The sequence below is a fragment of the Pseudomonas sp. MD330_10 genome, from assembly GCF_042610415.1.
Taxonomy (GTDB): Bacteria; Pseudomonadota; Gammaproteobacteria; order Pseudomonadales; family Pseudomonadaceae; genus Aquipseudomonas; species Aquipseudomonas rhodesiae.
The window spans coordinates 407120-417912 of record NZ_JBHGZU010000004.1 but is presented as its reverse complement, the minus strand read 5'-3'; the positions used below and the strand labels follow the sequence as shown (position 1 = coordinate 417912).

At 60.3% G+C, this 10793-nt stretch carries 10 protein-coding genes; 6 read left to right on the top strand and 4 right to left on the bottom strand.

Annotated features, from left to right (window positions below):
• The first annotated feature begins 371 nt into the window (after window positions 1-371).
• Complete coding sequence (locus ACFZPT_RS09385) at window positions 372-1997, top strand: glucan biosynthesis protein D (RefSeq protein WP_040267445.1); 1626 nt, start codon at window positions 372-374, stop codon at window positions 1995-1997.
• Window positions 1998-2041: 44 nt separating this feature from the next.
• Here ACFZPT_RS09385 and ACFZPT_RS09380 read toward each other — a convergent pair whose 3' ends face one another.
• The 3 genes from ACFZPT_RS09380 to ACFZPT_RS09370 form a co-directional block, all read right to left on the bottom strand.
• Complete coding sequence (locus ACFZPT_RS09380) at window positions 2042-2227, bottom strand: hypothetical protein (protein ID WP_034096182.1); 186 nt, start codon at window positions 2225-2227, stop codon at window positions 2042-2044.
• A gap of 268 nt (window positions 2228-2495) precedes the next feature.
• Window positions 2496-3602 (bottom strand): NADH:flavin oxidoreductase/NADH oxidase, encoded by a 1107-nt coding sequence (locus ACFZPT_RS09375; RefSeq protein ID WP_034112079.1) that lies wholly within the window; start codon window positions 3600-3602, stop codon window positions 2496-2498.
• 125 nt (window positions 3603-3727) lie between these two features.
• Window positions 3728-5629 carry a potassium transporter Kup gene (locus ACFZPT_RS09370; RefSeq protein WP_034096180.1) on the bottom strand — a complete coding sequence of 634 codons (1902 nt, stop codon included), beginning with the start codon at window positions 5627-5629 and terminating at the stop codon, window positions 3728-3730.
• Window positions 5630-5917: 288 nt separating this feature from the next.
• Between ACFZPT_RS09370 and rimO the strand changes: the two genes are divergently transcribed.
• The 5 genes from rimO to tsaA all read left to right on the top strand — a co-directional run bounded on the left by rimO (window position 5918) and on the right by tsaA (window position 9842).
• Window positions 5918-7258, top strand: a complete 1341-nt coding sequence (rimO, locus tag ACFZPT_RS09365; RefSeq protein ID WP_034096179.1) for a 30S ribosomal protein S12 methylthiotransferase RimO — start codon at window positions 5918-5920, stop codon at window positions 7256-7258.
• 101 nt (window positions 7259-7359) lie between these two features.
• Window positions 7360-7833, top strand: a complete 474-nt coding sequence (locus ACFZPT_RS09360) for a GNAT family N-acetyltransferase (protein WP_034096178.1) — start codon at window positions 7360-7362, stop codon at window positions 7831-7833.
• A 71-nt stretch (window positions 7834-7904) separates the two neighbouring features.
• Window positions 7905-8615, top strand: coding sequence for an rRNA pseudouridine synthase (locus ACFZPT_RS09355; protein WP_034096177.1), 711 nt, complete (start codon window positions 7905-7907; stop codon window positions 8613-8615).
• A 66-nt stretch (window positions 8616-8681) separates the two neighbouring features.
• Window positions 8682-9143, top strand: a complete 462-nt coding sequence (locus tag ACFZPT_RS09350) for a DUF1456 family protein (RefSeq protein ID WP_034096176.1) — start codon at window positions 8682-8684, stop codon at window positions 9141-9143.
• A gap of 3 nt (window positions 9144-9146) precedes the next feature.
• A complete protein-coding gene (gene tsaA, locus ACFZPT_RS09345) occupies window positions 9147-9842 on the top strand; it encodes a tRNA (N6-threonylcarbamoyladenosine(37)-N6)-methyltransferase TrmO (protein WP_034096175.1) in 696 nt (231 codons plus the stop codon).
• A 59-nt stretch (window positions 9843-9901) separates the two neighbouring features.
• Here tsaA and fpr read toward each other — a convergent pair whose 3' ends face one another.
• Window positions 9902-10681 carry a ferredoxin-NADP reductase gene (gene fpr, locus ACFZPT_RS09340; protein WP_034096174.1) on the bottom strand — a complete coding sequence of 260 codons (780 nt, stop codon included), beginning with the start codon at window positions 10679-10681 and terminating at the stop codon, window positions 9902-9904.
• Window positions 10682-10793: the final 112 nt, after the last annotated feature.

The following is a 10793-nucleotide window of genomic DNA, read 5'->3' as shown; positions in this document are numbered from 1 at the left end:
GAACTGCGTCGTGTACTTGCTCATGAAAAAGCCCCAAGAGTTGGATAGGTGTCCAACTTTTGGGGCGCACTTCAGTGGGTCAGCACTGAAATAATTGGCTGATGCACCGCTATCGGGGGCAAGCCCCCTCCCACATTGGAGCTTCATAATTCGTGAGTAATGTGGTTGCCCCACAGCCCCGGAAATGTCTTGTCGCACTTGCAATGCCATCACCCCGCCATCAATCATTTTTCCTACACCATCGAACCGCTTAAGCTATCCGGCGTCTGTTTAATGTTCGTTGCGTTTGGCCGAAGGCATGTCCGAACCGTACTTTCTGATCCAGCACGTGCCAGGAACGGCGCGGGATTTGCTCACGACAGGTTGTCTCTATGCATCGTAGGAATTTGCTCAAAGCGTCCATGGCCATTGCGGCTTATACCGGTCTGTCGGCCAGTGGCCTGCTCGCCGCCCAAGCATGGGCCGGGAACCGCGCCGCCGATGGGAAAGCCGTGGCGTTCGACTTCGAATCGCTCAAGGCCCAGGCCAAACAACTGGCCGCAACCGCCTACAAAGACACCAAACAGGTGCTGCCGCCGACCCTGGCGAGCATGACCCCGCAGAATTTCAACGCCATCGGCTACGACCGAAACCATTCGCTGTGGAAAGAGCTGAATGGCCAACTGGACGTGCAGTTCTTCCACGTCGGCATGGGCTTCAAGACGCCGGTGCGCATGCACAGCGTCGACCCTAAGACCCGCGAAGCCCGTGAGGTGCATTTCCGCCCTTCGCTGTTCAACTATGAAAAAACTACGGTCGACACCAAGCAACTGACCGGCGACCTGGGTTTCTCCGGCTTCAAACTGTTCAAGGCGCCGGAGCTGGACCGTCATGATGTGCTGTCGTTTCTCGGCGCCAGCTATTTCCGCGCGGTGGATTCCACCGGCCAGTACGGCCTGTCCGCGCGTGGCCTGGCAATCGACACCTACGCGAAAAAACGCGAAGAATTCCCAGATTTCACGCAGTTCTGGTTCGAAACCCCGGATAAGAACGCTACCCGCTTCGTGGTCTATGCCCTGCTCGACTCGCCGAGCGCCACTGGTGCCTACCGCTTCGATATCGACTGCCAGGCCAACCAGGTGGTGATGGCCATTGACGCGCATATCAATGCGCGCACGGCCATCGAACAATTGGGCATCGCACCGATGACCAGCATGTTCAGCTGCGGCACCCACGAGCGCCGCATGTGCGACACCATCCACCCGCAGATCCACGACTCGGACCGCCTGGCCATGTGGCGCGGCAATGGCGAGTGGGTCTGCCGCCCTCTGAATAACCCAGCCAAGCTGCAATTCAATGCGTTCGCCGACACCGACCCGAAAGGCTTCGGGCTGGTGCAGACCGACCACGAATTCGCCAGCTATCAGGACACTGTGGACTGGTACAGCAAACGCCCAAGCCTGTGGGTGGAGCCGACCACCGCTTGGGGCGAAGGCTCCATCGACCTGCTGGAAATCCCCACTACCGGCGAAACCCTGGACAACATCGTGGCCTTCTGGACCCCGAAGAAACCCGTGGCCGCCGGCGACTCGCTCAACTACGGCTATAAGTTGTACTGGAGCGCCTTGCCGCCGGTAAGCACGCCGTTGGCGCAAGTGGATGCTACCCGTTCCGGCATGGGCGGTTTTACCGAAGGCTGGGCACCGGGCGAGCATTACCCGCCGGTGTGGGCGCGCCGCTTCGCGGTGGACTTCAAGGGGGGCGGCCTGGACCGCTTGCCGGAGGGCACCGGGATCGAACCGGTGGTGACCTGTTCCCACGGCGAGGTGAAGGACTTCAGCGTGCTGGTACTGGATAACATCAAGGGCTACCGCATTCTGTTCGACTGGTACCCGACCAGCGACAGCGTGGAACCGGTGGAGCTGCGATTGTTTATCCGCACCCAGGACCGCACCTTGAGCGAAACCTGGTTGTATCAGTACTTCCCGCCAGCACCGGACCAACGCAAGTACACCTGATGCACCATGGGGGAGCGTTCGCTCCCCCATGATTGAACCGCGATTCAGAATCGCGACACGCTTTTCATCGCTCCAATCAAGTACCGCATCGCCACCTGGTCATCCTCGGTCAGGGCGCGGTACTGCGCCAACAGCGCCTCTTCATCCGAACTCAGCCTTCGACCTCGCAACGCCACCCTGCGGGTCAGAAATGACGCCACCATACCCGCTACACCATAGGACTTGGCCATGGACTGCTTCTCCTGATAACAATCAAATACTCCTGGCGCCCATCACCTGCGTCCCGTGAAGCGCAATGCCTCAGTGGGCAAGCCGCCTGATTTCCTGGGCCAGAAATCAGGCTTACCGTAAGCGTAGAAACATTCTGATCGCGCGTGGGATTTTTTTAGAGCATTCACTTAAAAAATTTCTTCGGTAACAAAGACCTACAGGTATTTCCCATACTCAGGGCAATAAAAAACCCACCGGATCAGGGTGGGTTGCTTATTGTCGCGACGGCTAATCCCTCAAATCGGACTCATGGATTGGCTGATCGCGATGGGTTGCTCGTTGATACTGCGCCGGCCAGATCGCCTTGCGCCCGCCCAGGTCGTCGTCGGCATGCAACGGCCAGTACGGATCGCGCAGCAGTTCACGGGCCAGGAAGATGATGTCGGCCTGACAGGTACGCAGGATGTGCTCGGCCTGCGCCGGCTCGGTGATCATGCCGACGGTGCCGGTGGCAATTTCTGACTCTTTGCGCACCCGCTCGGCGAAACGGGTCTGGTAACCCGGGCCGGTGGGGATCTCGGCGTTGGCGGCGGTGCCGCCGGACGAAACGTCGATCAAATCCACCCCGATCGCTTTGAGGCGGCGCGCCAGTTCCACGGTTTCATCCGGATTCCAGCCATCTTCCACCCAGTCGGTGGCAGATACGCGCACGAACAACGGTAGCTCCTGGGGCCAGACGTCGCGCACGGCCTCGGTCACTTGCAACACCAATCGAATGCGATTCTGGAACGAGCCCCCGTACTGGTCCTGACGTTGATTGCTCAGTGGCGACAGAAACTGGTGCAGCAGATAGCCATGGGCCGCGTGGATCTCCACCACCTTGAAACCCGCAGTCAAGGCGCGTTTGGCGGCCGCGACGAAGTCGGCAACCACCTGCTGGATCTGTGCCTCATCCAGCTGTTTCGGTTGGGTGTGCAGCGGGTCGAAGGCAATCGGCGAAGGGCCGACCGGCACCCAGCCGCCGTCTTCGGGCTTGACGCTGCCATGCTTGCCGAGCCACGGGCGGTGGGTGCTGGCCTTGCGCCCGGCATGAGCCAGCTGAATACCGGCCACCGCCCCTTGGGCCGCAATAAAGCGCGTAATGCGTTGCAGCGGCTCGATCTGTTGATCGTTCCACAGCCCCAGGTCCTGGGCGGTGATACGGCCATCGGCGGTCACAGCGGTGGCTTCGGTGAAGATCAGACCGGCGCCGCCCACAGCACGGCTGCCGAGGTGCACCAGGTGCCAGTCGTTGGCCAAGCCATCGACGCTGGAGTACTGGCACATCGGCGAAACGGCAATGCGATTGGGCAGGGTCAATTGGCGCAGGGTATAGGATTCGAGCAGCTGACTCATGGCGCACCTCTTCTGGGTTCTGTGGGCACTATTCAAACCGTGCTTAGAGCCTAGTCGACAACGCGCGATTGCACAGGGTTCAGCGCAAAGCGGGAGCCGATTGCCGGCCCCCGTGCAGCGCGTGCTTACATTTCGACCTGGGTGCCCAGCTCGATCACCCGGTTTACCGGGAGTTTGAAGAAGCGCAGGTTACCGTTGGCGTTTTTCAACATGAACGCGAACAGCCCTTCGCGCCAGCGCGCCATGCCTTTGATGCGCGAGGCGATCACCGTTTCACGGCTGAGGAAGTAGGTGGTGCGCATCGGGCTGAAATCCAGATCGTCCAGATGGCACAGCTTCAGCGCTTCGGGCACGTCCGGCTCGTCGGTGAAACCGAAGTGCAGGATGACCCGGAAGAAGCCTTCACCGTAGGAGTCCACCTCGAACCGCCGGGTGGCGGGCACCCGTGGGATGTCTTCGTACACCACGGTCAGCAGCACCACTTGCTCATGCAGCACCTGGTTATGCAGCAGGTTGTGCAACAGCGCATGGGGCACAGCGTCGGGGCGCGCGGTGAGAAACACCGCCGTGCCCTGCACCCGGTGGGGCGGCTGTACGCGGATACTGCTGATAAAGATCGGCAACGGCAGGCCGCCTTCATCGAGGCGGTCCACCAGCAATTGCTTGCCGCGTTTCCACGTCGTCATCAGTACGAACAGCACGATCCCCGCCAGTACCGGGAAGGCCCCGCCCTGGATGATCTTCGGCACGTTGGCGGCGAAGTACAGACCGTCGACCAACAGGCAGCAGACCAGCACCGGCACAGCCAGCACCGGCGGCCATTTCCACAGTAGCAACATGACCGCCGACACCAGGATAGTGGTCATCAGCATGGTGCCGGTTACAGCCACGCCGTAGGCCGAGGCCAAGGCATTGGAGGATTCGAAGCCCAGTACCAGCAGAATGACGCCGACCATCAGCGACCAGTTCACCGCGCCAATGTAGATCTGGCCCTGTTCGGCACTGGAGGTGTGTTGGATGTGCATGCGCGGGATGTAACCAAGCTGGATCGCTTGGCGCGTCAAGGAGAACGCACCGGAAATCACTGCCTGGGACGCAATTACCGTGGCCAGGGTGGACAACACCACCAGCGGGATCAGCGCCCAACTCGGTGCCAGCAAGTAGAACGGGTTACGCGCGGCTTCGGGGTCGCCCAATAGCATCGCGCCCTGACCGAAGTAGTTAAGCACCAGTGCCGGCAGCACCAGCATGAACCACGCACGGGCAATCGGCTTGCGGCCGAAGTGCCCCATGTCGGCGTACAACGCTTCGGCACCGGTCAACGCCAGCACCACCGCGCCAAGGATCGCCACGCCAATGCCAGGGTGGGCCTCGAAGAAACGCACGGCCCAGATCGGGTTCAAGGCATGCAGCACCTCAGGGTGCAGGGTGATGCCGTACACACCCAGGCCGCCCAGCACCAGAAACCAGGTCACCATCACTGGCCCGAACAGTTTGCCGATATGGTCGGTGCCGTGCTTCTGGATCAGAAACAGCGCTACCAACACCACCAGGGCAATCGGTACCACCCATTTTTCCAGGCCATCGAACGCCAGTTCCAGACCTTCCACGGCCGACAATACGGAAATCGCCGGGGTGATCATGCTGTCGCCGTAGAACAACGCCGCCCCGCAAAGACCACAGACCACCAGGAAACTGCGCAGCTTCCTGCGCTCCCCCGCCGCCCGCCGCGCCAGCGCGGTTAGGGCCATAATGCCGCCTTCGCCCTGGTTGTCGGCACGAAGTACGAACAGCATGTACTTGATCGACACGACCCAGATCAGCGACCAGAAAATCAGCGCCAGAATCCCCAGCACGCCATCGTGGTTGACCTGAACCCCATAACCGCCGTTGAACACCTCTTTGAGGGTATAGAGCGGGCTGGTGCCGATATCGCCATACACCACCCCGACCGCCGCCACCAGCATGCCAATCGGCTTGGCGTTTGAATGCTCGGCACCTGTTGCCTGACTACTTGCCTGACCCATCAACCACTCCTGCCCTTTGACCTGAGGTCTTATATAAACAGCGCGTCTAAGCGAACCCTAGCATGCGCTGTTTTACTTCTCGTAACAGACGTTTTATTGACCCACGGGTTTTACCCATGCGCAACGGCGCGAAGCATAGCGCAGCGCTCGTCGTATTTCCCTGCATAAAGCTGGTCAAGTGCGTTGCCCATCGCTAGAATTGCGCACTTTTTGATCAGAGGCGCGCCCAGCGCCCGTCCGCTGCCCTGCCCTTCACGGCGGCGGCGTCATTCAATACCGAGGTTAGACATGTCCACCACTCCCGCAACGGCCAACCCCAAGGTCGGCTTTGTATCCCTGGGTTGCCCCAAGGCCCTGGTCGATTCCGAGCGCATCCTGACCCAACTGCGCATGGAAGGTTATGACGTGGTGTCCACTTATCAGGACGCGGACGTGGTGGTGGTCAATACCTGTGGCTTTATCGATTCGGCCAAGGCGGAGTCGCTGGAAGTGATCGGCGAAGCCATCAAGGAAAACGGCAAGGTCATCGTGACCGGCTGCATGGGCGTGGAAGAAGGCAATATTCGCGACGTGCACCCCAGCGTGCTGGCGGTGACCGGCCCGCAGCAATATGAGCAAGTGGTTAACGCCGTGCACGAGGTGGTGCCGCCACGTCAGGATCACAACCCGCTGATCGACCTGGTGCCACCGCAAGGCATCAAGCTGACCCCGCGCCACTACGCCTACCTGAAGATTTCCGAAGGCTGCAACCACAGCTGCAGCTTCTGCATCATCCCGTCGATGCGCGGCAAGCTGGTGAGCCGCCCGGTGGGTGACGTGCTAGACGAGGCCCAGCGCCTGGTCAAATCCGGCGTGAAAGAGCTGCTGGTGATCTCCCAGGACACCAGCGCCTACGGCGTCGATGTGAAATACCGCACCGGTTTCTGGAACGGCGCGCCGGTGAAGACCCGCATGACCGAACTCTGCGAAGCCCTCAGCAGCCTGGGTGTGTGGGTGCGCCTGCACTATGTTTATCCGTACCCGCATGTGGACGAGCTGATCCCGCTGATGGCCGCCGGCAAGATCCTGCCGTACCTGGACATCCCGTTCCAGCACGCCAGCCCGAAAGTGCTCAAGGCCATGAAACGCCCGGCCTTCGAAGACAAGACCCTGGCGCGCATCAAAAACTGGCGCCAGATCTGCCCCGAGCTGATCATCCGCTCCACCTTTATCGTCGGCTTCCCCGGCGAAACCGAAGAAGACTTCCAGTACCTGCTGGACTGGCTGACCGAAGCCCAGTTGGACCGCGTTGGCTGCTTCCAGTACTCACCGGTTGAAGGTGCTCCGGCCAACCTGTTGGACCTGGCCGTGGTGCCGGACGACGTCAAGCAGGACCGTTGGGAACGCTTCATGGCCCATCAGCAGGCCATCAGCTCGGCGCGCCTGCAACTGCGCATCGGCAAGGAAATCGAAGTGTTGATCGACGAAGTCGACGAACAAGGCGCCGTGGGCCGTTGCTTCTTCGATGCGCCGGAGATCGACGGTAACGTATTTATCGACGACGCCAGCGGCTTGAAGCCAGGCGACAAGGTCTGGTGCACCGTGACCGACGCCGACGAATACGACCTGTGGGCCGAAAAGCGCGCCTGATCGTTAAAAACTGGAAAAGCCCTGCTTCTGGACAAGATGCGGGGCTTTTTTCGGTCTATCGTTTGGCCCAACAATGCAGATATCGGCAAGGGGCAGCGGGCATGAGGCAGCATTCGGTCATTCACACACCTAAGAGCAGCGATTACCCGGAGCTGGTGCGCATCTGGGAAGCTTCGGTGCGCGCCACCCACGACTTCCTGCCGGACAGCTACATCGTGTTACTCAAGGATCTGGTGCTGACCCGCTACCTGGATGCCGTGATGCTGATCTGCACAAAAGACGCCCGCCAGCGCATTACCGGATTTGCCGGGGTCGCGGCGGGCAAAGTGGAGATGCTGTTCATCGACCCGCAATACCGTGGCCAGGGCTTGGGCCGACAGTTGCTGCGCTACGCGGTGGAGTGCATGAACGCCGATGAGTTGGAAGTCAACGAACAGAACCCCCAGGCCCTGGGTTTTTACCTCAAGCAGGGTTTCGAGGTGATCGGACGCACGGAGCACGACGGCCTGGGCAAGCCTTATCCGTTGTTGCGCATGCGTTTGCGCCAGCTGCCGTCACAGGCGCGTCAGGGCTAAATGAAATGGGGTCGGGATTAACCGGCGCCAGGCAGGTACAATAGCCGCCCCCTTTTGTTACGGCCCTTGTCATGACTGACCCCATACGCCTCTCCAAACGCCTTATCGAACTGGTCGGTTGCTCCCGTCGGGAGGCCGAGCTGTTTATCGAAGGCGGCTGGGTCTCGGTGGACGGTGAAGTGATCGACGAACCGCAGTTCAAGGTCACCACCCAAAAGGTCGAACTCGACCCCGAAGCCAAGGCCACTGCGCCGGAGCCCGTGACCATCCTGCTGCACGCCCCGGCCGGCGTGGATGCCGACACGGCGATGGCGTCGATCAGCGCCGAAACCCTGTCGGACGAACATCGCTTCGGCAAGCGCCCGCTCAAGGGCCACTTCCTGCGCCTGAGCGCCAGCGCCGACCTGCAAGCCAAGGCCAGCGGCCTGCTGGTGTTTACCCAGGATTGGAAGATTCTGCGCAAGTTGACCGCCGATGCCGCCAAGATCGAGCAGGAATACGTGGTTGAGGTGGAAGGCGAGATGGTTGCCCACGGCCTCAATCGCTTGAACCACGGCCTGACCTATAAAGGCAAAGAGCTGCCGCCCGTCAAAGCCAGCTGGCAGAACGAAAACCGCCTGCGCTTTGCGCTGAAAAACCCGCAACCCGGGGTGATCGCATTGTTCTGCGAAGCGGTCGGCCTGAAAGTCGTGGCGATTCGCCGTATCCGCATCGGCGGTGTGTCCATCGGCAAGGTGCCCGTAGGCCAATGGCGTTACTTGTCCGGCAAAGAGAAATTCTAAGCCGCTCCTTTTTTTCGACAGCGCCCCACTGGGCGTTGTCCACCGTTGAAACCAGGATTGCCCACCATGATTCACAACGACGTATTGCGCAGCGTGCGCTACATGCTCGACATCAGCGACAACAAAATGGTCGAGATCACCAAGCTCGGCGGCATGGACATCACCAAGGATGACCTGCTGACCTACCTCAAAAAGGACGAAGAAGAAGGCTTCGTGTTCTGCCCGGACGAGGTCATGGCGCACTTTCTCGATGGCCTGGTGATCTTCAAGCGCGGCAAAGACGAAAGCCGCCCACCCCAGCCGATCGAAACCCCGGTGACCAACAACATCATTCTCAAGAAGCTGCGCGTCGCCTTCGAACTGAAGGAAGACGACATGCACGCCATTCTCAAGTCGGCCGATTTCCCAGTATCCAAACCGGAACTGAGCGCGCTGTTCCGCAAGTTCGGCCACACCAATTACCGCCCATGCGGCGACCAGCTGCTGCGTAACTTCCTCAAGGGGCTGACGTTGCGGGTGCGTGCCTAAGCCATGAATTACCCGGTCTCACCCGTGGGCTTCGTGCGTTCCTGCTTCAAGGAGAAGTTCGCCATTCCGCGCCAGCCGCAACTGGCGCCAGCGGCCCGGGGTGTGGTGGAACTGGTGGCACCGTTCGATCAGGGCGAGGCGGTACAAGGCTTGGAGCAGGTCAGCCATGTGTGGTTGCTGTTTCTGTTCCACCAGGCCCTGGAAGACAAGCCGCGCCTGAAGGTGCGCCCGCCGCGCCTGGGTGGCAATGCGTCCATGGGGGTGTTTGCCACCCGCGCAACCCATCGACCCAATGGCATCGGCCAGTCGGTGGTGAAACTGGACAAGGTGGAGCCCGGACGCTTGTGGATTTCCGGGATCGATTTGCTGGATGGCACCCCCGTGCTGGATATCAAGCCCTATGTGCCCTACGCCGACATCATCGACACGGCCACCAATGACATCGCCAGCGCTGCGCCGCCGTTGATTGCCGTGCAGTGGCTGAAGACGGCGCTGCAGCAAGCACAAGGCCACGCCCAGCGCCTTGGGGAACCATTAGTTGAGCTGATCGATCAGTGTTTGGCCCAGGACCCGCGCCCGGCCTACCAGACACCAGGGCCTGAACGTGAATACGGGGTGCGCTTCTGGGATGTGGATGTGCGCTGGCACTATCCCGAAGCGGGGGTGATTTGCGTATTGGAAGTGGTGCCCGCTAACTGAATAAGGCGCAAACGAAATGTGGGAGGGGGTAAGCCCCCTCCCACATTTTTTTACCGCAGTTACTTCTCGACGAATGCGCGCTCGATCAGATAGTCGCCCGGCTCACGCATGCGCGGCGAAACTTTCAAGCCGAAGCTGTTGAGCACTTCGCTGGTCTCGTCCAGCATGCTTGGGCTGCCGCACAGCATGGCGCGGTCGTCCTCTGGATTGATCGGCGGCAGGCCGATATCGCTGAACAGTTTGCCGCTGCGCATCAGGTCGGTCAGGCGACCCTGATTTTCGAAGGGCTCGCGGGTCACGGTTGGGTAGTAGATCAGCTTCTCACGCACGGCCTCGCCGAAGAACTCGTTCTGCGGCAGGTGCTCGGTGATGAACTCGCGGTAGGCGACTTCGTTGACGTAGCGCACGCCGTGGCACAGGATCACTTTTTCGAAACGCTCATAGGTTTCCGGGTCCTGGATCACGCTCATAAATGGAGCCAGGCCAGTGCCGGTGCTGAGCAGGTACAGGTGTTTGCCGGGCTTCAAGTCGTCAAGCACCAGGGTGCCTGTCGGTTTCTTGCTGATGATGATTTCGTCGCCTTCCTTCAGATGCTGCAATTGGGAGGTCAGCGGACCATCCGGCACCTTGATGCTGAAGAACTCCAAATGCTCTTCCCAGTTTGGGCTGGCAATGGAGTAAGCGCGCATGAGCGGGCGGCCGTTGGGCTGTTGCAGGCCGATCATCACGAACTGACCGTTCTCGAAGCGCAAGCCCGGATCGCGGGTGCACTTGAAGCTGAACAGAGTGTCGTTCCAGTGATGAACACTGAGGACACGCTCGTGGTTCATGTTGCTCATGTACGGGGGACTCCTGGAAATGGGTCTGCACTAAATGTGAAGCGCGCAATTGCAGCGCATTCTAATGGCGGCGACAATATCTGTTAACTGAATTATTAAGATAAGGGTTATC

Bases quoted from the DNA above. Each gene is read 5' to 3' on its own strand.
- ACFZPT_RS09380 (WP_034096182.1), bottom strand. From the start codon at position 2,227: ATGGCCAAGTCCTATGGTGTAGCGGGTATGGTGGCGTCATTTCTGACC.
- tsaA (WP_034096175.1), top strand. From the start codon at position 9,147: ATGAATTACCCGGTCTCACCCGTGGGCTTCGTGCGTTCCTGCTTCAAG.
- ACFZPT_RS09385 (WP_040267445.1), top strand. From the start codon at position 372: ATGCATCGTAGGAATTTGCTCAAAGCGTCCATGGCCATTGCGGCTTAT.
- fpr (WP_034096174.1), bottom strand. From the start codon at position 10,681: ATGAGCAACATGAACCACGAGCGTGTCCTCAGTGTTCATCACTGGAAC.
- ACFZPT_RS09350 (WP_034096176.1), top strand. From the start codon at position 8,682: ATGATTCACAACGACGTATTGCGCAGCGTGCGCTACATGCTCGACATC.
- ACFZPT_RS09360 (WP_034096178.1), top strand. From the start codon at position 7,360: ATGAGGCAGCATTCGGTCATTCACACACCTAAGAGCAGCGATTACCCG.
- ACFZPT_RS09370 (WP_034096180.1), bottom strand. From the start codon at position 5,629: ATGGGTCAGGCAAGTAGTCAGGCAACAGGTGCCGAGCATTCAAACGCC.
- ACFZPT_RS09355 (WP_034096177.1), top strand. From the start codon at position 7,905: ATGACTGACCCCATACGCCTCTCCAAACGCCTTATCGAACTGGTCGGT.
- ACFZPT_RS09375 (WP_034112079.1), bottom strand. From the start codon at position 3,602: ATGAGTCAGCTGCTCGAATCCTATACCCTGCGCCAATTGACCCTGCCC.
- rimO (WP_034096179.1), top strand. From the start codon at position 5,918: ATGTCCACCACTCCCGCAACGGCCAACCCCAAGGTCGGCTTTGTATCC.